At 67.4% G+C, this 24,739-nt stretch carries 23 protein-coding genes; 13 read left to right on the forward strand and 10 right to left on the reverse strand.

All coding sequences use genetic code 11. From position 1 onward, the window contains the following. Positions 1–25: 25 nt before the first annotated feature. Genes BoBH3_RS15815 through mdoH form a run of 3 tightly spaced genes read right to left on the reverse strand, consistent with a single transcriptional unit; the run spans position 26 to position 3,602 of the window. Positions 26–1,006, reverse strand: a complete 981-nt coding sequence (locus tag BoBH3_RS15815; RefSeq protein WP_262331769.1) for a hypothetical protein — start codon at positions 1,004–1,006, stop codon at positions 26–28. Positions 1,007–1,017: 11 nt separating this feature from the next. Continuing rightward, the gene (locus tag BoBH3_RS15820) at positions 1,018–1,776 is read right to left on the reverse strand and encodes an FkbM family methyltransferase (protein ID WP_262331770.1); all 759 of its coding nucleotides are present in this window, start codon (positions 1,774–1,776) and stop codon (positions 1,018–1,020) included. Further along, positions 1,773–3,602, reverse strand: coding sequence for a glucans biosynthesis glucosyltransferase MdoH (gene mdoH / locus BoBH3_RS15825; protein WP_262331771.1), 1,830 nt, complete (start codon positions 3,600–3,602; stop codon positions 1,773–1,775). The genes BoBH3_RS15820 and mdoH overlap by 4 nt, the downstream gene beginning before the upstream one ends. Before the next feature lie 259 nt (positions 3,603–3,861). On the opposite strand from mdoH, the gene BoBH3_RS15830 reads away from it, so the two are divergent. The 4 genes from BoBH3_RS15830 (at position 3,862) to BoBH3_RS15845 (ending at position 7,080) form a co-directional block, all read left to right on the forward strand. Next, positions 3,862–4,665, forward strand: a complete 804-nt coding sequence (locus BoBH3_RS15830) for a zinc-dependent alcohol dehydrogenase (RefSeq protein WP_316045108.1) — start codon at positions 3,862–3,864, stop codon at positions 4,663–4,665. Between the two features lie 113 nt (positions 4,666–4,778). Next, on the forward strand, positions 4,779–5,180 hold the full coding sequence (locus tag BoBH3_RS15835) for a 6-pyruvoyl trahydropterin synthase family protein (protein WP_262331773.1): 402 nt from the start codon (positions 4,779–4,781) through the stop codon (positions 5,178–5,180). Further along, positions 5,177–6,229 carry a glycosyltransferase family 4 protein gene (locus tag BoBH3_RS15840; protein ID WP_262331774.1) on the forward strand — a complete coding sequence of 351 codons (1,053 nt, stop codon included), beginning with the start codon at positions 5,177–5,179 and terminating at the stop codon, positions 6,227–6,229. The genes BoBH3_RS15835 and BoBH3_RS15840 overlap by 4 nt, the downstream gene beginning before the upstream one ends. A gap of 11 nt (positions 6,230–6,240) precedes the next feature. After that, the gene (locus BoBH3_RS15845; protein WP_262331775.1) at positions 6,241–7,080 is read left to right on the forward strand and encodes a small ribosomal subunit Rsm22 family protein; all 840 of its coding nucleotides are present in this window, start codon (positions 6,241–6,243) and stop codon (positions 7,078–7,080) included. A gap of 10 nt (positions 7,081–7,090) precedes the next feature. Here BoBH3_RS15845 and BoBH3_RS15850 read toward each other — a convergent pair whose 3' ends face one another. Continuing rightward, the gene (locus BoBH3_RS15850) at positions 7,091–7,654 is read right to left on the reverse strand and encodes a cytochrome b (RefSeq protein ID WP_262331776.1); all 564 of its coding nucleotides are present in this window, start codon (positions 7,652–7,654) and stop codon (positions 7,091–7,093) included. A 272-nt stretch (positions 7,655–7,926) separates the two neighbouring features. Between BoBH3_RS15850 and ribA the strand changes: the two genes are divergently transcribed. Then, positions 7,927–9,054: a GTP cyclohydrolase II RibA gene (gene ribA, locus BoBH3_RS15855; protein WP_262331777.1), complete on the forward strand. Its 1,128-nt coding sequence runs from the start codon at positions 7,927–7,929 to the stop codon at positions 9,052–9,054. A 43-nt stretch (positions 9,055–9,097) separates the two neighbouring features. Then, entirely contained in the window at positions 9,098–11,458 is a 2,361-nt protein-coding gene (locus BoBH3_RS15860) for a hypothetical protein (protein WP_262331778.1), read from the forward strand. On the opposite strand, the gene BoBH3_RS15865 is transcribed toward BoBH3_RS15860, so the two are convergent. The 4 genes from BoBH3_RS15865 to BoBH3_RS15880 all read right to left on the reverse strand — a co-directional run bounded on the left by BoBH3_RS15865 (position 11,459) and on the right by BoBH3_RS15880 (position 15,340). Beyond that, on the reverse strand, positions 11,459–12,319 hold the full coding sequence (locus BoBH3_RS15865) for a TIGR01459 family HAD-type hydrolase (protein ID WP_262331779.1): 861 nt from the start codon (positions 12,317–12,319) through the stop codon (positions 11,459–11,461). Then, on the reverse strand, positions 12,319–13,272 hold the full coding sequence (locus BoBH3_RS15870) for a sugar kinase (RefSeq protein ID WP_262331780.1): 954 nt from the start codon (positions 13,270–13,272) through the stop codon (positions 12,319–12,321). The genes BoBH3_RS15865 and BoBH3_RS15870 overlap by 1 nt, the downstream gene beginning before the upstream one ends. 197 nt (positions 13,273–13,469) lie before the next feature. Further along, positions 13,470–14,540, reverse strand: coding sequence for a coiled-coil domain-containing protein (locus BoBH3_RS15875; RefSeq protein ID WP_262331781.1), 1,071 nt, complete (start codon positions 14,538–14,540; stop codon positions 13,470–13,472). Positions 14,541–14,743: 203 nt separating this feature from the next. Further along, positions 14,744–15,340, reverse strand: a complete 597-nt coding sequence (locus tag BoBH3_RS15880; RefSeq protein ID WP_262331782.1) for a DUF1134 domain-containing protein — start codon at positions 15,338–15,340, stop codon at positions 14,744–14,746. A gap of 293 nt (positions 15,341–15,633) precedes the next feature. Here BoBH3_RS15880 and BoBH3_RS15885 point away from each other — a divergent pair, with 293 nt between their 5' ends. Beyond that, positions 15,634–16,152: a YHS domain-containing (seleno)protein gene (locus BoBH3_RS15885; RefSeq protein WP_262331783.1), complete on the forward strand. Its 519-nt coding sequence runs from the start codon at positions 15,634–15,636 to the stop codon at positions 16,150–16,152. 10 nt (positions 16,153–16,162) lie between these two features. Here BoBH3_RS15885 and BoBH3_RS15890 read toward each other — a convergent pair whose 3' ends face one another. After that, positions 16,163–16,996, reverse strand: a complete 834-nt coding sequence (locus tag BoBH3_RS15890) for a 3'(2'),5'-bisphosphate nucleotidase CysQ family protein (protein WP_262331784.1) — start codon at positions 16,994–16,996, stop codon at positions 16,163–16,165. 177 nt (positions 16,997–17,173) lie between these two features. On the opposite strand from BoBH3_RS15890, the gene chpT reads away from it, so the two are divergent. The 6 genes from chpT to BoBH3_RS15920 all read left to right on the forward strand — a co-directional run bounded on the left by chpT (position 17,174) and on the right by BoBH3_RS15920 (position 23,518). Continuing rightward, positions 17,174–17,815, forward strand: a complete 642-nt coding sequence (gene chpT / locus BoBH3_RS15895) for a histidine phosphotransferase ChpT (RefSeq protein ID WP_262331785.1) — start codon at positions 17,174–17,176, stop codon at positions 17,813–17,815. Positions 17,816–17,930: 115 nt separating this feature from the next. Continuing rightward, on the forward strand, positions 17,931–20,570 hold the full coding sequence (locus BoBH3_RS15900; RefSeq protein ID WP_262331786.1) for a chemotaxis protein CheA: 2,640 nt from the start codon (positions 17,931–17,933) through the stop codon (positions 20,568–20,570). Further along, positions 20,567–21,073: a chemotaxis protein CheW gene (locus tag BoBH3_RS15905; protein WP_262331787.1), complete on the forward strand. Its 507-nt coding sequence runs from the start codon at positions 20,567–20,569 to the stop codon at positions 21,071–21,073. The genes BoBH3_RS15900 and BoBH3_RS15905 overlap by 4 nt, the downstream gene beginning before the upstream one ends. Before the next feature lie 30 nt (positions 21,074–21,103). Then, positions 21,104–21,469, forward strand: a complete 366-nt coding sequence (locus BoBH3_RS15910; RefSeq protein WP_038359309.1) for a response regulator — start codon at positions 21,104–21,106, stop codon at positions 21,467–21,469. 73 nt (positions 21,470–21,542) lie between these two features. Then, positions 21,543–22,658, forward strand: a complete 1,116-nt coding sequence (cheB, locus tag BoBH3_RS15915; protein ID WP_262331788.1) for a chemotaxis-specific protein-glutamate methyltransferase CheB — start codon at positions 21,543–21,545, stop codon at positions 22,656–22,658. Then, on the forward strand, positions 22,655–23,518 hold the full coding sequence (locus tag BoBH3_RS15920; protein WP_262331789.1) for a CheR family methyltransferase: 864 nt from the start codon (positions 22,655–22,657) through the stop codon (positions 23,516–23,518). The genes cheB and BoBH3_RS15920 overlap by 4 nt, the downstream gene beginning before the upstream one ends. 306 nt (positions 23,519–23,824) lie before the next feature. Here the strand turns inward: BoBH3_RS15920 and ctrA are convergent, their stop codons facing one another. Then, positions 23,825–24,526, reverse strand: a complete 702-nt coding sequence (gene ctrA / locus BoBH3_RS15925; protein ID WP_047580924.1) for a response regulator transcription factor CtrA — start codon at positions 24,524–24,526, stop codon at positions 23,825–23,827. Positions 24,527–24,739 lie beyond the last annotated feature (213 nt).

Genomic DNA, 24,739 nt, shown 5'->3' on the forward strand with positions numbered 1-24,739 from the left:
TACGCTCCTCGCAATGACGGCGTGCTTACGGCTTCTTCTCCGGTTGCGGCGGGACAGGATCGGCCGAGAAACGCCGGAACACCATGTCGGGCGAGGAGGTGTTGTGGCGCGAATGGGTGGCGCGGCCCATCCAGATATCGGTCGCCTTGCCGCCCTGGAACGGCATCAGCGGCTCTTCGCGCCACCCCTTGGCACCGGGTTCGCGCACCGCGATGCGGGCGACATCGTTGTTGAACTCGGTGACGTACATCGAGCGCAGCGCGAGGAAGGCCTTGCCGCCCGTCACAGGCCGATCCAGCACGGCGTCGAGCACCATCCGGTTCTCGTCGACGCTGCCGAGCTTCAGCGTGCCGTTGGAGCCGTCCTTGAAGGCGAGCTTGAAGGAAAGCGTCTTCGGATCGAACTCGATCTCGCGGATGTTCACCACCGGCCGGCCGTCCTGCTCCACCGGGCCGAACAGGAAGGAGGAACCGTAGGAGGAATAGCCGAGATGCTCCGGTGGCATCGGCCGGGCCCGCCAGTAGCCATCCTGCGGATAGACCACCAGAACCTCGTAGGACTTGTCCTTGCCGAGCTTCCAGAGCTGGACGATGTGCAGCCCTTTCTCCACCCTGTCGCCGACGCGGAAGGTCGTGTCGGCCGGGCGCCAGAAGCTCGGGAAGGTGTAGCCCACCAGCCAGTAATCGATGGTTTCCCAGAAGGTCACGCGGCGCGGCGGCGTCGGCGGGGCGAAGGACGGGTCGCCCTTCATGTCGCAATTCGTCCAGTCGGCGTCCCAGTTGTCGCGCACCAGCCCCGCGATATAGGCCGGATGCGCCGCCTCGATCTGGAAGCGCCGAACGTCGGGCGAGATCGCCTTGATGGTGACGTTGTCCTTCTCGGCGCAGAGCACCGGCTCGGACTCGTTCTTCACTTCGACAGGGATGTCGCCCGCGGCGAAAGCAGGCGTCGCGATGCAGGCGAGAGCCGCAAGCAGGGCGGCAGCGCGCAGGCGCAAAAACGTCATGAACGTCGCTCTCAGCGTTGCAGGATAGCGTAGACATCGCCTGAATTGGCGGCGTGCGGCAGGGCGCGCAGATAGGCGCCCATGGCCTCAACGTCGACGGGTGCGGGGAGTTCCAGCTGCTGGCTCTCGCCGAGCGCGACGTTGAAGCGGTAGAAGCCGAGCGTGTCCAGCAGGGCGAGGCAGGCCTCGGCCACGTCGCGCTGGATCGTGGTGAACTCGAAGGAGATCACCGGCACGGCCCGCGTCAGCCCCGCCAGCACATGCGCCTCGAAGCCTTCGACATCGATCTTGAGCAGCTTCGGCAGGCCGTATCGCATGATCAGCCGGTCGAGCGTCGTGCAGGGCACGGTGATCTCATGGTCCCAGGCCTGCCCCTCCCAGCCATTCGCCCCGGCAGCGGCGCCGATGAAGGCGGCCGAGGCTGTCGAGACGGTGGGGTTGTCGCTGTTGATCCTGAGCCCGATGGAGCCTTCGTGGTCGCCGCAGGCCGCCTCGATCAGCGTCACCAATGGGTCGCGCCGATGGATCAGGCGGATGACGCGGGCCGGCCCCGGCTGCGGCTCCAGCGCGACGACGCGCGCGCCAAGCCGCCGGAAGGAGGACACGCGGTCGCCGACATGGGCGCCGATGTCGAAGGCGAGATCGCCGGGCGCCAGGAAGGCCTCGTAGAGCCGGTCCATCGCCGCATGGCGCTGCCGATCCCCGTGATAGACGCGCAGAGAGCGCGACAACGCCTTCACAGTCCCCTTCGGATAGGCGACGGCATTCATGCTCGCTCCCCCTCGCGAATGGCGGCCAGCACCGGCGGCATCGCGAAATCCTCCGGGATGCCGCAGAGCCCGCGCCGCGCCAGCCAGGCTCCGAGCGCGGGCGAGGCCGTCATCATGGCGAAGGGAATGGCGAGGAGGTAACCGGCCGCCAGCGGCAGCGACCAGAGCAATATGGCGGGTGAAAGAGCCCACAGCGCCGCGAACAGATAGACCCCGAACAGGAGATGCGGCCACAGGCCCGCGAAGGCAGTGGCAAGCGAGAGCGCATGGGCATCCCGCGCCTGGCCGTTCCAGCCGATCCGCGCCCGCCCGAAAGCGAGCCCGATCATGAAGAGCGTGGTGCGGAAGCTGGAAACGGCGCCCTGCAGGAACGCGAAGACGATCTCGATCGCGGCCGAGGCGAGGAAGCGCACCATCCCGCCATAGCGCCGCACCCCGCCCTTCGTCAGCAGGATGTCGACGAAGCCGGCGAGCTTCGGAGAGAGATACATCGCCAGGAACATGAGGTAGAGGCCGGCCGCCGCCAGGGCCGGATAATCGGCGATGGCGCGGTCCTCCAGCACCTTGAGCGGCGCGAGCGCGATCATCAGCGTCCAGGCCGGCAGGCCGAGGAACATCAGCACCGCCCAGATGAGCTGGAAGCGGCTCATCGGCTTGAGATCGGGCAGGTCGAGGAGCTTCAGATATTGCAGATTGCCCAGGCACCAGCGCAGGTCCCGCCGGGCGAAATCGAGCATGGTCGGCGGGTTCTCCTCCCAGCTTCCGTCCTCGACCGGCAGCACGCGCACCTCGTAGCCGGCGCGGCGCATCAGCACCGCCTCGATCTGGTCATGGCTCATCACCGCCCCGCCGAGCGGGCCTTTGCCCGGCAAGACCGGCAGATGGCAGAAATTCCGGAACGGCGCGATCCGCACCAGCGCGTTGTGACCCCAGAACGGCCCGCAGTCCCCGCTCCACCAGGCCGATCCCATGGTGTAGGGCCGCATGCCGTGGCGCATGCCGAACTGGAAGATGCGCGCGAAGGCCGAGCGGCTCGGCATGCCGACGACGAGGCTCTGCAGGATGCCGAGCTTCGGATGCGCCTGCATCATCCGTACGAGCTTCACGATGGCATCTCCCGCCATGACGCTGTCGGCGTCGAGCGGCAGCATCAACTCGTAGCGATCGCCCCAGTGCTCGCAGAAATCGCGGAGATTGCCGGCCTTGAAGCCGGCATTATCGAGGCGTCGGCGATAGGTCAGCCGCGCCGGCTCGCCGATCTCCTGCGCCCAGGCCGCAGCCAGCGCCTCCTCGGCGGCCGCCACCTCGGGATCGCTGCTGTCGGACAGCACGAAATAATCGAACCAGACGCCCTCGCCCGTCGCGTCGAGACTTTCCTTGACAACCTTGAGCCGGCGGAAGGCACGGGCCGGGTCCTCGTTGCGCAGGGTCATCAGCACGGCGGTGCGCAGCGTGATGGGTGAAGCCCGCTCGCCCGCCTCGACGAAGGGCGCGACGGCCTTGAGCCCGTCCTGCCGCCCATGCAGCAACCAGAGCCCGATCACGGCGTTCCAGAATCCGACCACAGTCCAGGGCGCACCGATGAGGAAAGCAATGAAGATCGCAGCATCCGCCGCTGTCCAGCCGCCGGCGCCGAGCACATGGCCCAGTCCCGCGAGCAGCGCAGCGAGGGTCGAGAGGTTCAGCGCGAGCATGAGAAGCCGCCGCCGGCGCAGCGTCGCCCGGGCCTGCAGCCCGGCCGGTGTCATACCGGTCGGCTCGGCCTCTTGCGCTGCCCGCTGGAACGTGGTCGGAGCGGGTCGTTGGTTCGTGACGGTCTCGGTCATGGAGCGGCGGCAGGCAGGCTCGGACGGACGGGATCGGACGTAAATGGCGCGGGAGCTAAAGCCGGCATATACGGCTAACGCAAGGGCAAAAGCTCTGGCGCTTTGGTATACGGCCCCCCGTGAATGCCGCCTGAATGAAGTTTCGCTGCCTGCGGCCGGTCCGGACGACTGTCAGATCACGACATTGTGGAGTGGTGTCAGCCGCGGCACGGAGCGTCTGGTCTCCGAAGGTCGCGTGCCGGCCTGCGAGCATGAGCGCATGCGCGCGCCCTTCCAGGAGGGGGACTTTCCCTTTCCGGTCAAGTTCGGCTACTGCGCCGTCGGCCGCGTCGATGAAGGCCCGGCCGATATGCTCGGCCGCACGGTCTTCTGCCTGCACCCCCACCAGGATCGCTTCGTCGCCCCTCGATCCTGCCTGATGCCCGTGCCCGATGCCGTGCCGGCGCGCCGCGCCATCCTCGCCGCCAATATGGAGACGGCGCTGAATGCGCATTGGGACGGCGGCTCCGGCCCGGCCGACCGCATCGTCGTGGTCGGCGGCGGCGTGCTCGGCCTGCTCGTCGCCTGGCTCGGAGCGCGACTGCCGGGCGCGCAGGTGACGCTGGTCGATATCGAACCTGCACGTGCGGCACTCGCCGACAAGCTCGGCTTCGGTTTCGCCCTGCCGGACGCAGCCCCGCAGGGGGCCGACCTCGTCTTCCACGCCAGCGCAACCTCAAGCGGTCTCGCCACGGCCATCGCCGCGGCTGGAACAGAAGCGCGCATCGTCGAGCTGAGCTGGTATGGCGAGGGGGCGGTGTCGGCACCGCTCGGCGGCGCCTTCCATGCGCGGCGGCTGCAACTCATCTCGTCGCAGGTCGGCATGATCTCTCAATCGCGCCGCGCCCGCTGGGACAGTTCCCGCCGCGCCGAGGCTGCCATGGCACTGCTGGCCGACGACAGGCTCGATGCCCTCATCAGCGAGGAGATCGCCTTCCGCGACGCCCCTCGGCGTATACCGGAGCTGCTCGAACGTGGTGCCGCTGGTCTGACCGCTGCGATTTGCTATGAGACGCGGCCATGACCGCGTTGGCACTCGTTCAGGATCCGGACGGCTGTCTTCTGCGTTTCTCGCAGCCCCTCGGCCGCCGGCCGGCCGCGCTATCCGAGCGCTGAAACGCCATATCGGGAGACCGCATGTACTCCGTCGAAGTCCGCGACCGCATCATGATCGGCCATTCCCTGCCGGATCCGTTCTTCGGCCCGGCGCAGAACATGCACGGCGCGACCTTCGTGGTCGACGTCGCCTTCTTCCGCGAGGCGCTCAACCGCCAGAACGTCGTGGTCGATATCGGCGCCGCGCTCGATGTGCTGAGCCGGACGCTGAAGCCGCTGAACTACCAGAACCTGGACACGCTGCCGCAATTCGCCGGCGTGCTGACGACCACCGAATTCCTCTGCAAGCATATATTCGACGCCATGGCGGCTGCCGCGAAGTCCGGCTCACTGGGAGCGGATGGCGAAGGCCTCGCGAAGATCCGCGTGACGCTTCACGAGACCGACCTCGCCCGCGCCGCCTATGAGGGCGCACTGGCGTGAGCGCCGTCGTCTTCGCCATTCCGGGCGACATCGACCTGCCGACCGGCGGCTATGGCTATGACCGTCGCCTGCTGCGGGAATGGAGAGAGGCCGGCATCGAGGCCCGACATCTGGCCCTGCCGGCTGGATTCCCCTTCCCGACTAAGGCCCACCTCGCCTTGACCGAGAAGCTTCTCGTGACGACTTCCGCCGACGAAACGCTGCTGATCGACGGGCTGGCCTTCGGAGCCTTTCCCGAAGCGCTCGCCGCCCGCTTCTCGGACCGTCTGGTCGCGCTCGTCCACCATCCGCTCGCGCTCGAAACCGGGCTCGCCCCCCTGCAGGCGGAAGCGCTCCGGCTCAGCGAGCGCGCCGCCCTGCGCCATGCCCGCCGCGTGGTGGCGAGCAGCCCCTCGACGGCGCGCATCCTGACGGCGGATTTCGACGTGGCTGCCGACCGCATCGCCGTCGCGGAGCCCGGCGTAGATACGGCCCGCCGCGCGACCGGCAGCGGTGGCGAAGGGCCGCTGCGGCTCACCGCCGTAGGCTCGCTGATTCCACGCAAGGGTTACGACGTGCTGGTGGAGGCGCTCACCCGGATCGCCGATCGCGACTGGCGCCTGACCATCGCCGGCTCGCCCGACTATGCCCCCGCGACGACAGCGGCGCTGCGCGCCCAGATCGACGCCGCCGGGCTGTCGGACCGCATCTTGCTTGCAGGAGCCGTTCCACCGGAGCGGCTCGATGAACTTTATGGAGAGACGGATCTCTTCGTCATGCCGTCCCTGTTCGAGGGCTACGGCATGGTGCTGACCGAAGCCCTGGCGCGCGGACTGCCGATCGTCTGCACCTTGAGCGGCGCAGGCGCCGAGATGTTGCCCGACGACGCGGCGCTCAAAGTGCCCCCCGGCGACACTGCGGCACTTGCCAAGGCGCTCGCGACGCTGATTGATGCGCCCGCCGAGCGCAGGGCACGTTCCGATGCCGCATGGGCGGCAGCTGGCAACCTGCCGCGCTGGCACGACACGGCCCGCATCGTCGCCGCAGCCTGCCTGCGCGACGGCGGCTAAAAGGTGGTCTGATGACAGGTTTTTCTCCCGAATGGCTGGCGCTGCGCGAGCCGGCGGACCACGCGGCGCGCAATCCGCAGGTGCTCGCCGCCGTCGGCGCCCATTTCGCCGAGAAGTCCTCTATCGCCGTGCTCGATTTGGGCAGCGGTGCGGGCTCCAACCTCCGCGCGTCCTATGCCGCCCTGCCCGACCGGCAGCACTGGACCCTCGTCGATCATGACGTCGAGCTGCTCGACTTCGCACGCGAACGCCTGAAGGACTGGGCGGATGAAGCCCGCGAGCAGGGCGAAGAGCTCGTCCTCACCAAGGGGGGCAAGTCGATCACGGTCGACACCCGCCGGATCGATCTCGACAGGGACCTGGAATGGGTGCTGGGCTGGCAGCCCGACCTCGTCACCGCGGCCGCCCTGTTCGATCTGACCTCGAAGCGCTGGATCGAGCGCTTCGTTGCGGCCCTGGCGAGCCAGCACCTGCCGCTCCATGCGGTGCTGACCTATGACGGCCGCGAGGACTGGCAGCCGGCCCATCCCGCCGATGCGGGCATCCACGCCGCCTTCACCGAGCATCAGCGCCGCGACAAGGGCTTCGGCCCGGCAGCCGGTCCCGATGCCTGCGAGATCATGGCAGAAGCCTTCCGCAAATCCGGCTTCGCCGTCTCGACGGGCGACAGCAGCTGGCTCGTCGACGATCGCTTTGGTGAGCTTCGCGCAGTGCTGGCAGAGGGTATCGCCGGCGCGGTCGGCGAGACGGCGCGGATCGAGCCTTCCGCGCTGAACGAATGGCTCCTCGCCCGCCGCGAGGCGCACTCGGCCCGCATCGGCCACCAGGACCTCTGGGCCCGGCCCGTCTGAAGGCACGGGCCTAGCGCAGCCCCGGCAACATCCGGCGCAGGACACCGTCCCGGCGGATCAGGTGGTGGAACAGCGCCGCGCCGATATGCATCAGCGCAAGCGCGCCCAGCAGCAGCGCAAGCTTTCCGTGGATGCCGAGCACGCGCTGCGCCGCCGCCTCGTCGGGGCTGGTGAGCGCCGGCAGATTGAACAGGTCGAAGATGCCGAGCGCCGGGTAAAGCGACACGCCGATCCAGCCCAGCACCGGCACGACCAGCAACAGCCCGTAGAGCAGCCAGTGGACGAGATGCGACGCCGCCTTCTCCCACCATTTCAGCGTCGGCTCGTCCGGCGGCGCGCCATGCAGCAGGCGGTAGATCAGCCGCCCGGCGGTCAGCCACAGGATCAGGAAGCCCATGAGCTTGTGGCCGCTGTAGAGCGCATTGGTCAGCCCGTCCCACAGGTTGAGCACATTGCCGCGATAGCTCATCGTGACGCCGACCGGGATCATCGCAAAGACGGCGATCGCGGTGACCCAGTGCAGAGTGCGGGCGGTGACGCTGTAGGAGCGCCCCATCATCGTTTCTTTCCGCATCGGGGCATTTCCTCTCTCTGCCGCTAGGGAAGATATTCATCTCAGGTTCAAAGGGTCGAGCCTACAGGCCGCTGTGGAAAGAGGGGTGATCCATTTCCCCAATTCCGGCGTATTTTCCTCAAGACGTGTTCAGACCGATGCGGTTTTCTGATACGGAACCGGCATCGGGGCGGGGCGTTGCTGGCAGGGCGGTCAACGAACCCCTATATCGCTGTTGAATGGTGCCCTCGATGCTCCCCGGCCGGCCCCCGGCCCAATCTGACGGACTTCCGATGCCTGAGTCGCGTACGCTCTTCGGCCCTGCCCTGGAAACCGCTCTCGTGAAGGTCGACCGGGCGATCGCCGAATTCCGGGCCGCCCGCCCCGTGCTGTTGCGGGACGGGAACACGCTTGCGCTCGCCCTTTCGGCGGAGCTCGCCGATGACGATCTCGTGCAGCGGCTCGACCAACTGGCGCGCGGCAACGGCCATCTCGTGCTCAGCGCGGCACGCCTGCGTCGCCTCGGCGCCAAGGCTCGTGGCGAGGCCGGCATCTTCGCCCTGCCCACCATCGATCTCGCCCGCATCGAGACGCTCGCGCTCAAGCTCGACGGCCGCATGGACGCCCCCATCGCCCCAGCTTCCGCGCTCGACGAGGCGGCGCTGGAGCTGTCGCGGCTCTCGCTGGTCCTGCCCGCCGTCATCCTCGTGCCCGTCGAGGCTGCCGATATCGCCGGCGAGCCCCTGATCGAGGTCGGAATGGCTGCCGTCGGCGGCTATCGCGCCGAGCAGGCTGCCTCGCTCAGGATCGTCGGCCGCGCACCCGTGCCTCTGGAAGGCGCCCCCGAAACGGAGTTTGTCGTCTTTCGCGGCGGCGAGGGCCTGCGCGACCAGGTCGCGATCATCGTCGGCCAGCTGGATTTCGACGCCGCCGTGCCGGTGCGGCTGCACTCCGCCTGCCTGACTGGAGATCTCTTCGGCTCGCTGAAATGCGACTGCGGCGACCAGCTGCGCGAGACCGTGCAGTGGATGGCCGAGAATGACGGCGGCGTGCTGCTCTATCTGGACCAGGAAGGCCGCGGCAACGGCATCGCCAACAAGATGCGCGCCTACAAGCTCCAGAGCCAGGGCTGGGACACCTATGAAGCGGACGAGGTGCTGGGCTTCGACCTCGACCAGCGCCATTTCGATTTTGCCGCCACAATGCTGAAGCAGCTCGGCGTCTCGCGCGTCGTCGCGCTGACCAACAATCCGCAGAAGATCGGCGCGATCGAGGCGGCGGGGCTGGAGGTCGCGGCGAGCCAGCGCGTGCTCGGCCGGCCGACCGCCCACAACGTGCGCTATCTCGCCTCCAAGCGGGACCGCGCCGGCCATTTCATCGACATGGACGCGCTGATGGCGCGCGCCGCGCCGAAGGACTAGGAGCCGTCCTTGTGAAGGGCGCGCCCACGATCATGCGAGGCTGATGCCGGAGCCCGAAGCCGCCCTCCACAACGACATTCCGCCACGCTGGCCGCTGGCCAGCGTCTGCCTCATCGTGTTCCTCGGCTGGCTCGCCTTGTCCTGGCCCTGGCTCTCGGGCGCCGTCACTATTCCGTGGGATGCCAAGGCACATTTCCACCCGCAGCTCCAGTTCCTCGCCGATGCCTGGCACAAGGGACTCTCGCCTTTCTGGGCGCCCTATGTCTTTTCCGGCTCGCCGCAGGTCGCCGATCCGCAATCGCTGATCTTCTCGCCGCCCTTCGCATTGATCGCAGCGCTGAATCCCGCGCCGGACTTCCGCTGGAGCGACGGCGCCGTTCTCGGCACCCTGCTCGTCGGGGCGCTGGCCCTCGTCCTCGTCTTCAGGGACCGCGGTTGGCATCCGGCCGGAGCGGTGGTTGCTGCGCTGTCCTTCGCCTTCGGCGCGGCCGCCGCCTGGCGCATCCAGCATGTCGGGCAGGTCCTCAGCCTCGGCTATTTCGCGGTGACGTTCTTCCTGCTCTCCCGCGCGCTGCAGCGTGGCTCGGTGGGGTATGGCTTCGCCGCCGGCATCGTCTCCGGCTTCATGGTGCTCGGACGCGATCAGGTGGCGCTGATCGGCGTCTACGTCCTCGCATTCCTCGTGATCGCCGCCATCCTGATGGCACGGCGGCCTTGGCACGCACTCCGCACCTGCCTGCCGCCGCTCCTGGCCGGCACACTCGGCGCGATCCTCGTCGCGACGGTGCCGATTCTGCTCACCGCCTTCATCGCGCAGGAATCGAACCGACCCATGATCGACCTCGCCGGGGCCGAGAAGGGCTCGCTTCACCCCGCCGCGCTCCTGACCGGGCTCATCGCCAATCTCTACGGCGCGGCCGGGCCGCTGATGAACTTCTGGGGCGCGCCAAGTCCCGGGTGGGAAGCGCGTTTTGGCCCGCTCGATCTCTTCCTCGCCCGCAATATGAGCCAGCTCTATCTCGGCCTGCTGCCGATGGGGCTGATCCTGACCGTGGGTCTCGTCCGCGGGGGCCTCTGGCGCCGGGAGATCGTGGCTCTGACCGTCGCGGCGCTGATCGTGCTCGTCTACGCACTCGGCCGCTACACGCCGGGTTTCCGGCTGCTCTTCGAGCTGCCGGGCGTCAGCTTATATCGCCGCCCGGCGGATGCGCTCTTCATCCTCGGAGCGCTGCTGGCGATCATCGGCGGCTATCTCACACACCTCGTCATGGCGGGAACCGCCCCGAAAGCCCGCTGGTGGCAGATCGTTATTGAGGTGCTGATCTTCGCCGGTCTCTTCGGCCTCGCCGGCTGGCTCGCCTGGACGGTCGGGCGGGTGCCGGTCGCGATCTCGGCCGGTATCATCACCCTGCTCTGTGGCGTCCTCACCCTCGGCGCGCTGGTCGCGGCCCATGGTCTGGCGAAGCGCGGATCGTGGCTCGCAGCAACGCTCGTTATCGCCGCGATGCTGGTCATGGACCTCTCGGTCAACAATGGCCCGAGCGAATCCACCGCCCTGCCCGCACAGCGCTACGACGTACTGCGCCACGACAGCACCAATGAGACCATCGCCCTGCTGAAGCGCGAGACCGCCCGCACCGCAGCGCCCGACCGACGGGACCGCATCGAGCTCGCTGCCATCGATTTCCACTGGCCGAACGCCAGCCTCGTCCACGAACTCGACAACACGCTGGGCTACAATCCCCTCCGGCTCGCCCTCTACAGCAAGGCGACCGGAGCCGGCGACCATGTCGCCCTGCCCGACCAGCGGACTTTCTCAGCCTTGATGCCGGGCTATCGCTCGCTGCTGGCCGACATGCTGGGCCTGCGCTTCATCGCGACGGGCGTGCCCGTCGAACAGATCGACCCGAAGCTCAGGCCCGGCGACCTGCGCCAGATCGCCCGCACCGCCGACGCCTATGTCTACGAGAACCCGCGCGCCCTGCCGCGTGCGCTGCTCGTGACCCAGGCCCAGAAGGCGGATTTCGACACGATCCTCGCCACCGGCCAATGGCCGCAGAACTTCGATCCGCGCCAGACCGCGCTGCTCGACCGCGATACACCGCCTCTCCCGCCCGGCCCGGCCAGCGCCGGCACGGTGGCTATCCGCGACTACGGCACGACGACGGTGACGCTCGCTGTCGACGCGCCACGCGGCGGATACCTCGTCCTCAACGACGTCTGGCAGCCCTGGTGGCAGGTCGAGGTCGACAGCGAGCCGGCCGAACTGCTGCGCGCCAATGTGCTGTTCAGGGCGGTTGCCGTGCCGGCTGGGCGCTCGAACGTGCGCTTCGTCTTCCGCCCGCTGCACGGGCTCTGGCGCGATATCGCCACGCGCATCCACGCAGCACTCACCGCCGGCTGATCAGCCCAGGGCAGCGATCGCCGCGATCGGCTGAACCGAGAGCCCGTCGAGCACCTTGGCGAGTCCGGCAGGATCGACCACGCCATCGCGCATCGTCTCGTCCCGGTGGATGCCGCCTGCGATGAACAGGCTGTCGAAGCCCATCATCCGCGCCCCGGCCAGATCGGTCCGAACCGCGTCGCCGATCACCAGCACCCTGCCGGGCTCCACGCTGCGCCCGCCATGCGCTTCGGCCGCGGCAGCGAGCGCAAGGTCATAGGCCGGGCGATAGGGCTTGCCGGCCCAGGCGACCGAGCCGCCCAGTTCCTCATAGATCATGGCCAGAGCCCCGGCGCAGGGCAGCAGATCCTCTCCGACATGCACGACGAGGTCGGGATTGCCGCAGACGAAGGGCAGGCCGCGCTCGGCGAAGCGGGCCAGCAGCGGCCGGTACTGTTCGGGCTGCTCCGTGCGGTAGTCGAAGAGTTCGGTGGCGACGACGATGTCCGCCTTCTCCTCATCGACCAGCTCGACATCCTGCCCGGCAAAGACCGAGCGGTCGCTTTCCCAGCCGATATGGTAGACGAGGCGGTGATGGCTTTCCGCGATCAGCGCGCGCGTGACGTCGCCGGAGGTGACGAGCCTGTCCCAGGCGTCCCGCGGCACGCGTTTCTTGTCGAGCAGCTTCGCGACCTGTTCGGATGGAGCCGGTGCGTTCGACAACAGCACCACCGAGCCGCCCGCCGCGCGGAAAGCGCTCAGCGCCGTGCAGGCCGGCTCCAGCGCCCAGACCCCGTCATGGACCACGCCCCAGACATCGCTGATCAGCACGTCGTAGCGAGCGAGCAGCTCGCCCGCCCGCTCAAGCACCGGAACGCCCATCAGCCCTTGGCTCCGGCGTTGTCGGCCTCGTCCGCGATGCGCGCCTCGACATCGGCCCGGCTCGGCAGCGGCGCCACCGCGCCGTAGCCCTGCGTCGAGAGCGCTGCGGCGACATTGGCGTAGGCGCCGGCCGCAAACGCATCGCCCGTGCGCAGATATTCGGCGAGGAAGGCGCCGTCATAGCAGTCGCCGGCGCCAGTGGCGTCGATGGCGTTGACCTTGATCGGCCGGAAGCGCTCGCGCCGCACCGGCGTCGCCACCAGCGAACCCTCATGACCGAGCGTCAGCGCCACGACGCGCGCGCCGAGGCCGAGATAGAAATCGGCGATGGCGTCGGGATTGTTGAGCCCGGTGAGTTGCGTCGCGTCGTCGAGACCGGGCAGCACGATATCGGCCATGCCGCAGGCGGCGTGGATGATGGCGCGAGCCCGCGTCAGCGGCCAGAGCTTGAGGCGCAGATTGGTGTCGTAGGCGGTCAGCACCCCGGCCTTGCGCGCCGTATCGAAGGCATCGAACACAGCATCGCAGGCGACAGCCGAAATCGCCTGGCTGATGCCGGAAGCCTGCACGATGCGCGCCGAGCGGATGAGATCCCGCGGCAGGTCGCGCGGGCCGTAGAGGCTCGCTGCCGAGCCGGCGCGCAGATAGGAGAAGACATGGCCGGAGGGGCCGTGATCGACAAAATAGAGCCCGGTCGGCGCGCTCGGATGCGTCGGGACATGGGCGTCGTCCACGCCCTCGCGCTTCCACAGTGCGCGGATCGAATGGCCGGCGGCATCGTCGCCGAGCGCGCCGAGATAGCCCACGGACATGCCCTGCCGTGCCGCCGCCACCGCGCAGTTCGACGTGTCGCCACCATGTCCGAACAGGAAGGCGCCGGTCTCGGCGCGGGTCGCGTTGAACTCGCCGAGCGGCTCGCCGAGGCAGAGAAGGTCAAAATGGCTGTCTGTCACGGGGCTCGAAACCATTCAGCTGGCGCAAAAGCGTCGGGAGGCCCGCCTTCCTAGAGCATCGGACCGAAAAGTGGAATCGACTTTTCGGAACGATCCGATGCTGAAACAAGCGGCTAGATCGCCGCTTCGCGTCCGATAGGAGGCGCAGCGATCTGGAGCATCGGCCTGAAAAAGGGAACGCGCTTTTCGGGCCGAACCTATTCGGCGGCTTCCTGCTTCGGTGGCAGGCTCATCAGCCGGTCGGCAAGGCGGACGATCTCTTGTCGCAGCGCTGCGCCGTCCTGTCTTGCCTCGGTGCCCGTCTTGCGCAGGTCGGAGATTTCTTCGCGCAGCCGCTCTCTTTCCTCCCGGCCCTGGCTCAGAGCGCCCTCCAGGGTCTGGAGTTCGGCATGCAACACCTCGATCTGGCTCTCGCGCTCACGCTGGCTGTCATGCAAGGCGGAGACCTCCTTCCGATGTCCGAGCTGGGCGGCGGCCAACTCTTCCCTGGCCGAAGCCAGCGCCTGCTCGCTCGACTGCTCCGCTTTGGCCAAAGCCGCTTCGCCGCGAGCGAGCCGATCCTCCGCCGCCGTCAACCGGGCCGCAAGCTGGTCGCGCTCGCCCTGCAGCACCATAATCCGCGTTCGGTCCTCGACCTGGGCGACGCGCAGCGCTTCATGGGCATCGCGGCTGCCCGCAAGCTCGCGCTCCCGCCCTGCGAGCCGCGCTTCGACCTGCTCTATTGTCTCGCGTTCGCGCTTGAGCTCTTCGTTGCGCGCACTGAGATCCGCGCCGGTCCCCTTCAGCGCCGCCCGCGTCTCGCCCAGGACCTCCTCAAGGCTCGCCAGATCCGCGACACGCTTGTCGAGGGTCGCATGGGTATCGACATGGCCGGCCTTTTCCGTTGCAAGGGCCGCACGGGTCTCCTCAAGCGTTCCCCGCGTCGAGGCCAGCTCGCCTTCGAGTTTGCCGATCCGCTGGTCCCGCTCGCTGCGCTCGCGCTCTAGCCGGCCGATCGTCATGTCGCGCTGGCCGAGCTCCTGCATTGCGCTGGCCTTGGCTGCGAAGCCACGCTCGGCTTCCTGCTCGACGGCGCGCATGCGCATGGCGAGCTCCGCCCGCAGATGGTCCCGGTCGGCCGCGATCTCGGCGAGCGACAGCGGAAACGCAGCCTCGGCGCGCTTCCGCGCCAGCCGGTCGGCCCGTCGCGACAGGGCCGGGACGGCAGCCAGCGCGAGCAGGCTCGCGCAAAGGAAGCCGAGCGCGAACAGCATGGCGGCTTCGATCAAGGCTACAGGCTCCTGGCTACGCAACGCGGGCTTGAGCGAAACTGCCATGCCGGCTCAGGCTTGGCCAGCAATTGTCGCCAATTGCCCTAACGCAGGAGCACGAGAAGAATGCCAGGCCGGCAGCATCGGGCCGAAAAGTGGAATCCACTTTTCGGATCAATCCGATGCGATAACCAAGAGAGAGATAGTCAGCACGCAGCGATCTAGAACGGGTTCCAGGTCGCGCTCGGCGTGAACTTGAGGTAGCCGAGATTGACGCCGAGCCGCCAGCCGAGGCCGGTGCGGATCGGCACCACCGTGATGCCCTCCGCCGTCAGCGCCGTGAAGCCGAAGCCGCCGACGAAATAGGCCGAACCGTCCACGCCGGCAAAGCGCTGATAGAGCGCGTCGACCACCGGCAGATTATAGACGAGCATCATGGTGCGCGCGCCCTCGCCGCCGAAGTCGAAACCGATCGACGGCCCTTGCCAGAACACACGCCGATCGCCGGCATTGCGGGTGAAGAGCTGGCCCTCGCCATAGCGCAGCCCGCCGACGAAGGCGCCGGACGCCTCCTGGCCGAGCACATAGCCATTGGGCTCGCCCCAGCGCCGCACGGCTTCCTCGATCGTCAGCGCAAGCCCGCGCGAGACGTTGCCGAAGAATTTGTGGCCCGAGCCGACGAGCTCGTTCTGCGAGAAGGAACGCTGGTTGCTGTAGCCTTGGTTGCTCTGGGCGAGCGCCGGAGCAGCGAGCCCCGTCAGGCTGGTGCCTGCGACGGCGAGACCGCTCTTGATGAGATAGCGGCGGGTCTGGTTCATGGACATGATCTCCGGACAGGGGCCAGGCCGAAGCCCGGCGCCAAGGGCGGTTTGATCGTCCGGCCGATCGGCTCCGGGCGGATGCGATGCGAGCCGGAAGGCGGGCCGATCCTGGGCTGTCCGCCACTCGCCCGGCATGCAAAGCGCAAAACCCGGCGAATACGAATCAATTACGTAACGGGTTTGATACGCCGCAAATCTATCCAAGGGATGAAGATTGGAGACAGAAGCAGGCCCGGCAGAGCTTGCGAGCTTTCGACTCGCGCGAATCGGCCTCTAGAGGATTTGACGCGATGAAGGCCGTAACATGGCGCGGTTTGCTGCCGCTGGCCGCTTGCCTGCTCTCCCTGGCTGCCGCCGGCCCGGCCGCGCGCGCCAACGCGCCGGGGCTGCCGGCCGACTTGCCGGCCCTGCCCGCGCTGGGTGAGTTGATGCAGCGCGACCTGCGCACCGGGCTCGCCATCAACGGCTTCGACCCGGTCTCCTATCGTCTCGGGGGCAAGCCCGAGGCCGGCCTCGCTACATATGAGCTGATGCAGGACGGTATCGTCTGGCGCTTTGCGTCGCAGGCCAATCTGGAAGCCTTCCGGGACGCGCCGGCGATCTATGCGCCGGCCTTCGCCGGCTTCGATCCGACCGGCGTCGCGGACGGCGTCGCGGTCGACAGCGATCCCAGCCAGTTCGCCATCGTCGGCTCCCGGCTCTTCCTGTTCCGGACGGCGGAGAACCGCCGCCGCTTCCTGCAGAATGCCGGGATGCTGGCCCAGGCCGAGGGGCGCTGGAGTTCCGTGCTGCGCTTCGTCGCGCGGTAAGCGGGCGACTTTAGCAGCCCGTATCGCCGGCGATCGCCCTGCGCGCGAGCGCTTCGCTGGAAGCCGCGACGAAGGGCGGATTGCGAAACTGCCTTTCCGCCACGCCATAATGCGGCCGCGCCCCGTCCAGCGTCAGCACAATCCCGCCCGCGGCCGAGAGGATCGCATCGCCGGCGGCAATGTCCCATTCCATCGTCTGGCCGCAGCGCACATGCAGGTCGGCCTCGCCCGACGCGATGATGCAGAACTTCACGGCCGATGAGAGCGGAATGCCCTTGCTGCAGCATACGGCAGCCGTGATGCCGTCGCTGCGACCATCGCCATGGAAACGGCTGATCAGAGCGACCGGTCCGTCCTTGGGCAGGTCGCGGACCGCCACGGGCCGCGCCGGGCCGAGCGCGGAACCATCCGGCGCGAAATCCTGCGCATAGGCGTGCTCGCCTGCGAACCAGAGCCGCCCCATCTCGGGGGCCGCGATCGCGCCTGCGATCGGCCTGCCCTCGCTCACCACGGCGATCGCCACGCAATAGCTGTCGCCGCCGGCCAGGAATTCGCGCGTGCCGTCGAGCGGATCGAGCAGGATGAAGATGGCGCCCGGAACCACGCTGCCGACGGTTTCCTCGCTGACGATCGGAAAATCCGGCAGCAGCCGGGCCAGCGCCGCCTTCGCCGCATCGTCGGCCGCGAGATCGGCGGAGGAGACGGGCGAGCCGTCCTGCTTGAGCTTGACCTCGCAGGCGGCCCGTTTCCCCAGGAGGACGGCAGCACTCAGCCTTGCGGCTTCCGCGAGTTTGCGCCCCAGCCCGTCGCGGTCCCGCAGGCGGGGGTCGTCACGGCCGATCATGGCCCATCCTTCGAACATTCACCCCGAGGGGCTGTGGAACCTCGCACGAATGTCGGCTCGGGGTCCCTAACAAGCGGTTCATATGGGGATTAACCACATGAAAACCAACATGACAGCATACCTGACAGCAAGGGCGCCCTACCCCAGGCGCATCGCAGAATGCAGGATTTCACCTCCATGTCCGCTATCTCGCTCGACTCGCTCGATCTGGCCGCTCTTCTCTGCAGCCGCGTCTGCCACGACGTGATCAGTCCGGTCGGCGCGATTGTGAACGCCCTGGAGGTTCTGGAGGAGGATGACCCCTCCATGCGCGAATTCGCGCTCGAACTCATCAAGAAGAGCGCCCGCAACGCCTCGGCGCGGCTGCAATTCGCCCGCCTCGCCTTCGGGGCAGCGGGCTCGGCAGGGGCAATGATCGACCTAGGCGATGCCGGCAACGTCGCCAACGGCTTCCTCAACGACGAGAAGCTCTCGCTCGACTGGGAAGCGCCGCGCGCCCTCCTGCCGAAGAACCAGGTCAAGCTCCTGCTCAACCTTCTCGTCATCGCGGCGCAGGCCGTGCCGCGCGGCGGCAAGCTCGTCTCGCGCGCCATCGTCGAGGGCGAGCAGGGTTCGTTCGAGATCACCGCCACCGGCTCGCATGCGCGCATCCCCGCCCATGTCGAGGAATTGCTGGCCGGCAACGCGCCGGGCGGCACGATCGACGCCCATGCCGTCCAGCCGGTCTACGCCGGCATGGTGGCGCGGGCAGCGGACATGGATATCGCGATCTCGATCGAAGGCGAGACCGTGACCATCAAGGCCGGCAAGAAAAGCTGAGGCGCGGGTGGTTTGGGGGCCGTTCCGCGACACGGAAGGCCCCTTCTCTCAACCGATCTTAAACCGTTCTCATGCTTAAGTTCCTGCAGCGTGTCGCGTTGAGTGATGTTCCTGCATGGACGAGTTGCTGCAAGAGTTCCTGACGGAGACCGGCGAGAACCTCGACACGGTCGACCGGGAGCTCGTCCGCTTCGAGCAGGATCCCAATGACCGGGAAATCCTGCGCAACATCTTCAGGCTCGTCCATACGGTCAAGGGCACCTGCGGCTTCATTGGCCTGCCGCGCCTGGAAGCGCTGACCCATGCCGCGGAATCGGTGATCGGCCAGTTCCGCGACGGGGCCACCGTCAACACCATCGCCGTCACCGCGATTCTCGAGACGATCGATCGGATCAAGGACATCCTCTCCGAGCTCGCCGAGAAGGGGCAAGAGCCGGAAGGCAACGACGAGACGCTGATCGCCGAGTTGCAGGCGCTGGCGGAACACGCCAGGAGCGAACTGCGCGCAACCGGCGCTGACCACTCGCTCGATCCCGTCGCCGCCTATCTGGCCCGCCACGGCCAGACCGCTGACTTATCGCAAAACGTCCCGGCCGCAGAGCCTTCATCCGCGGCCACGCAAGAGGACCTCGTCTTCCGCAGCGCTCCCGGTCCGCATCGCGGCCGCGACGGCCGCATCGACGGCAGCGAAGGCTCCGCGGAGGATGGTGCCAGCTTCTCCCGCAGCGGTGGCCCCGCGACGCTCAGGGTCAATGTCGACACCATCGAGCATCTGATGACCATGGTTTCGGAGCTGGTGCTGACGCGCAACCAGCTCCTGGAGGTCGCCCGCCGGCAGGAGGATGCAGGGCTCAAGGGGCCACTGCAGCGCCTGTCGCTGATCACTGCCGAATTGCAGGACGGCGTCATGAAGACGCGGATGCAGCCCATCGGCAACGCCTGGTCGAAGCTGCCGCGCATCGTACGCGATCTCAGCGGCGAGCTCGGCAAGCGCATTGAGCTCGTCACGGAAGGTGCCGAGACAGAGCTCGACCGCCAGATCCTCGATCTGATCAAGGATCCGCTGCTCCACATGGTGCGCAACTGCGCCGACCACGCCATCGAGACGCCGGCGGAGCGTCGCTCGGCGGACAAGCCCGAGCACGGAACGATCCGGCTGGCGGCCTCCCACGAGGGCGGCTCCGTCTCGATTTCGATCTCGGACGACGGGCGCGGGCTCAATTTCCAGCGCATCCGCACCAAGGCAGTCGTCAACGGCCTGGCCACCGAAGCGGAGGTCGAGAAGCTCAGCGACGCCCAGATCGCCCGCTTCATCTTCCAGCCAGGCTTTTCGACCGCCGAGAACGTGACGGCGATCTCCGGCCGCGGCGTCGGCATGGATGTCGTCAAGTCGAATGTCGACTCGATCGGCGGCACGGTCGACATCACAAGCCGGCCCGGCCTCGGCACGGCCATAACCATCAAGATTCCGCTGACGCTCGCCATTGTCTCCGCCCTGATCGTGGTCGCGGGCGCGGAGCGCTACGCCATCCCGCAGCTCGCGGTCCGCGAACTGGTGCGGGTGAAGGCCGGGGACGACACCCATATCGAGGAGATCAACGGCGCGCCGGTGCTCCGGCTGCGTGGCCGCCTGCTGCCGATCGTTTCGCTCGGCGAGCTGATGCACGCCCCGCGGACGGCGAGCGGCGACGGCTTCATCGTCGTCACCCAGATCGGCGAACGGCAGTTCGGCATTCTCGTCGACAGCGTCTTCCACACCGAGGAAATCGTCGTGAAGCCGATGTCGAGCAAGCTTCGGCATATCCCGCTCTTCTCGGGCAACACCATCCTCGGCGACGGCGCCGTGGTCCTGATCGTCGATCCCAACGGCGTCGCCAGCCTCGTCGGTGCGGCCATGGTGGACGAGAAGGGCGCGGACCCTCAGGATACCGCCAATGCCGCCCGGGAGGGCGGCGAACGCACCACGATGCTGGTTTTCCGGGCCGGCGGCGGCCGCCTGCAGGCGCTGCCGCTCTCGCTGGTGACGCGGCTGGAAGAAGTCGATGCGAGCGAGTTCCAGCAGGGCGGAGGCCGCACGCTCCTGCATTATCGCGATCGCCTCGTCCCGGTGATGCCGGTTGCCGGTTCGGTCCTGCAGAGCCAGGGCGTCCAGCCCCTCGTCATCGTGTCCGACGGTGACCTGACCGTGGCGCTCGCCGTCGAGGCCATCGTCGACATCGTCGAGGAGAGCCTCGATCTCGAGATGGCGGCGGCGGATGAGCACGGCGTCATCGGCTCCGCGATGGTTCGGGGCCGCGCCACGGAAATCGTTGATCTCTCCCACTACCTGCCGCTCAACGAGCCCGGCTGGTTCGCCGGCCGCCGTGGCTCCATGGCGCCGGGTCGTGTGCTGCTGATCGAGCCTTCCGACTTCCTGCGGGAGATGCTGAGCCCCCTGCTCAAGGCCTCGGGCCACTCCCTCACGATGAAGAGCGGGTTCGAGACGCCCGGCGCCGATGCCACGGAGGAACATTTCAGCACGGCCCTGATCGATCTCGATCGCGACGCTGACGCTGCCTTCGCTTTCGCGGCAGCTTTGCGGGAGCGGGCCGGCACTGACCGGCTGCGCATCATTGGCCTGACGACCTGCGCGACGCCGGATCTCTATGCCCGCTCCGGCCAGGCTGGCCTCGACGACATCGTCGCGAAGTTCGACCGTCGCGCGCTGCTGCGCGAACTGAATGCCGCCGGCGTGGATATCAGGAACGCAGCATGACCCTCACGGAGCGCAACAGCATGCAGGTCGAGCCTGCGCCCGGTTTCGGCGACTCGCTCGATTATGTGACGATCCGCATCGGCGAGCAGCTGCTGGGCCTGCCGATCAGCCGCGTGCAGGACGTCTTCATCGCCAACCGCATCACCGCGGTACCTCGCGCGCCCGACGAGATCGTCGGCCTTATCAACCTGCGCGGGCGCATCGTCACCGCGATCTGCCTGCGCAAGCGGCTCGGCCGGCCGGCCACCTTGAAGTTCGACACGCATGGCCGCAGCGAGCTCACCGCCATCGGCATCGACCATGGCGGCGAAGCCTTCGCCTTGATCGTCGACGCCGTAGGCGAGGTGATCCGGCTCGACCGCTCGACTCTCGAACCTCTCCCCGTCCATCTCGACCGCATCTGGGCGACGCTGGCGATGGGGGTTCACCGGCTTGCAGACCAGCTTCTCGTCATCCTCGATCTCGATGCCGTCCTTGACCTCGACCTTCGCGCCGCAGCCTGACCGGCGTGGCCCCCGTTTTGGAGACCGACCATGAAGTATTGCCTTGTTGTCGACGACTCCGCGGTGATCCGGAAGGTGGCCCGCCGCATTCTTGAAGGCCTGCAGTTCCGCATAGCGGAAGCCGAAGACGGCGCGCGCGCCATCGACGCCTGCAAGGGCGAGATGCCCGACGCCGTGCTGCTCGACTGGAACATGCCGATCATGGACGGCTACGAGTTCCTGCGCACGCTTCGGCAGATGCCGGGTGGCAAGCGGCCGAAGGTCGTCTTCTGCACCACGGAGAACGACATCGCCCATATCGCGCGGGCCATGCATGCCGGCGCGGACGAATACATCATGAAGCCCTTCGACAAGGAGATCGTGGCGTCGAAGTTCCATCAGGTCGGCCTGCTCTAACCAGATCGGACACGACGAGCCTGCCCGTCGGCCTTCCGCCGCCGGTGCCTCCAAACAGAACAACAGCACCGGTATGACAGTCCACCGCCCCATTCCAGCCAGCCCGGCAAGCCGGCACAAGACGGTCGTCATCGCCGACGACTCCGCTCTCGTGCGCGGCCTGTTCGCGCGCTGGCTGGGCGAGATCGGCCATTTCCATGTCGTCGCCGTCGCAGCCGACGGCGAGACGGCGGTCGCTCATGCCATCCGCTACAAGCCCGACGTGATGGTGCTGGATCTCGACCTGCCCGGCGATGGCGGGGCGGCCGCGCTGCCGCAAATCCTGCGCGAGAGCCCCCATACCGGCATCCTGCTCTCCGCGACGCTGAACGAGAACAGCACGCGCATGGCGCTCGAATGCATGACGCAGGGCGCCATGGACATCGTCTCGAAGCCCGACAACCGCAGTGGCATGACGCTTTCGCTGGAGTTCCGCAGCGAGTTCCTCGCCAAGCTTGGCAACCTCGCCCAGACGGCCGCCAAATCCGACGCTGCGTCGCCGGGCGCCGACCCGCGGCAGGCGCGCCTCGGCCCGATCAACCTGCGCCCGCTCGTCTCGGCGATGCCGCGTTATCTCGTTATCGGCGCCTCGACAGGCGGGCCGCGCGCCGTCGCCAAGGTCCTGTTCGACATCGGCGCGGGGCTGAGCGACCTGACGGTCCTCATCGTCCAGCACATGCCGCCACTCTTCACGGCTTCCTTTGCCGAGCAGGTATCCGGCCATATCGGCGTGCCCGCTCGCGAACCTCACGATGGCGAGCGCCTGATGCGCGGCACCATCTATGTCGCGCCGGGCGGCCGCCATCTCGGTATCGATCGTCGCCTCGGTCACATCGTCGCGCGCATCGGCGACGAGCCGCCCGTCAACTTCTGCCGCCCCGCCGTCGACGTGCTGTTCGGCGACGCTGCCCGCCATCTCGGCGCGGCCGCGCTCGGCCTCGTGCTGACAGGCATGGGCAGCGATGGCACCGATGGCGCCGGCGCGCTCCGCCAGGCCGGTGCGGCCGTTCTCGTCCAGGACGAGCCGAGCAGCACCATCTGGGGCATGCCGGGCTCGGTGGTGCGGGCCGGGCACGCCAGTGCCGTCATCCCGCTCGACGCCATCGGCGTCTCGATCCGTTCCCTCGTGAAGGGGGTGCAGGTCGCATGACTGAAGCCGATTTCGCCTTCCTGCGATTGCTGCTCCAGCAGCGCTCAGGCCTCTCGCTCAGCGTCGATAAGCGCTATCTGGCGGAAAGCAGGCTGAGCATCCTCTGCCGCCGCCGCGGCATCGTCGACATCGCGAGCCTCGTCGACCAACTCCGATACGGACGGGACCGCAGCCTCGAAAGCGCCGTGGTCGACGCCATGACCACGAACGAGACGCTCTTCTTCCGGGACAAGATCCCCTTCGACCAGTTCCGCGACGTGATTCTGCCCGAGCGTATCGCGGCCAATGCCGGCAGCCGCACGCTGAGGATCTGGTGCGCCGCGGTCTCCAGCGGTCAGGAGGCCTATTCGCTCGCCATGCTGATCGACGAAGCAGCCGACCGTCTGGCCGGCTGGAAGATCGACATCGTCGGCACCGACATCTCTGCGGAGGTCCTCGATAAGGCAAGGGCGGGCGTCTACAGCCAGTTCGAGGTCCAGCGTGGCCTGCCGATCCAGATGCTGCTGAAGCATTTCCAGCAGCGGGGGGACACATGGCAGGTTTCCGAGCGGCTGCGCGCGATGGTCGACTTTCGCCAGCACAACCTGCTGGAACCCAACGACCATTTCGGCCGCTTCGACATCATCTTTTGCCGCAACGTCCTGATCTATTTCGACGTTCCCACGAAGATGAAAGTTCTGGACCTGCTGACCCCGCGCCTGCTCTCGGACGGCGCCTTCGTGCTCGGCACGCCGGAGACGGTGCTGGGATTGACCACGAAATTCGCGATCGACCCGGATCATCGCGGCATCCACCGCCTGACACGAAGCTTCCCGGCCGGAACGAACCGGCTCGCCGCGGTCGGCGGGCGGCGTCGCTAGAGCCTCTTCGAGCGAAGCGGACACCGGCTCGCGTGAAGAACACGTAGCGAAACATGAGATGGAGCCTTTCCGCGACTCAAAGAGACGCGGAAAGGCTCTACAGAAGCGCGCCGTCATCCCACGGTAGGTCGGCGAAGCGCCTGGAGCGGCCCTCGCGACGGCGAATGGACCATGCCACCGCACAAACAAAAACCCCGCCTCTCGGCGGGGTCCCCGTCGACCTGTCGTGTACATCCGACGATCAGGTCAAGCGTCATGTCGCATCGTTTCGTGACCGCCTGATGACGGTCGAGCGATCGGAAAGCGTCAGGCCGGGATGCGCTCTTCGGCCTCTGACGGCTCGCGCAGCACATAGCCGCGGCCCCAGACCGTCTCGATGTAGTTCTTGCCGTCGGACGCATTCGCGAGCTTCTTGCGGAGCTTGCAGATGAAGACGTCGATGATCTTGAGCTCGGGCTCGTCCATGCCGCCATAGAGATGGTTGAGGAACATCTCCTTGGTGAGCGTCGTGCCCTTCCGGAGCGAAAGCAGCTCCAGCATCTGGTATTCCTTGCCCGTCAGATGCACGCGGGCCGCGTCGACCTCGACCGTCTTGGTGTCGAGGTTCACGACGAGGTCGCCGGTGGTGATGACCGACTGGGCATGGCCCTTCGAACGGCGGACGATCGCATGGATGCGGGCGACCAGCTCGTCCTTGTGGAAAGGCTTGGTGAGGTAGTCGTCGGCACCGAAGCCCAGGCCCTTAACCTTGTCCTCGATGCCGGCGAGGCCGGAGAGGATCAGGATGGGCGTCTTGACCTTGGCGACGCGGAGCGACCGCAGCACCTCGTAGCCCGACATGTCGGGCAGGTTCAGGTCGAGGAGGATGATGTCGTAATCGTAGAGCTTGCCGAGATCGACGCCCTCTTCGCCGAGATCCGTCGTATAGACGTTGAAGCTCTCGGATTTGAGCATGAGCTCGATACTTTGAGCGGTCGCGCTATCGTCCTCGATCAGCAGAACCCGCATGTCCACGTCCCCAATTTCGCCCGCAGGGCAGGTTTGACCGTTGCTTCCGCCCGAGCCTTGCCGGCCCTCGACGACGACGCACTTGCCCAATGAAACGCCACGCGACACGCTATAAGGAAACTGGTTAACAAACCGTGATTCCCGTGCGCAAGCGCTTCCTGGGAGAAAGTGAACGATCCTGTCCGGGTGAGTCGAATATGACACGGACCGATC

It is taken from the genome of Allobosea sp. BH3, from assembly GCF_025499465.1.
Taxonomy (GTDB): Bacteria; Pseudomonadota; Alphaproteobacteria; order Rhizobiales; family Beijerinckiaceae; genus Allobosea.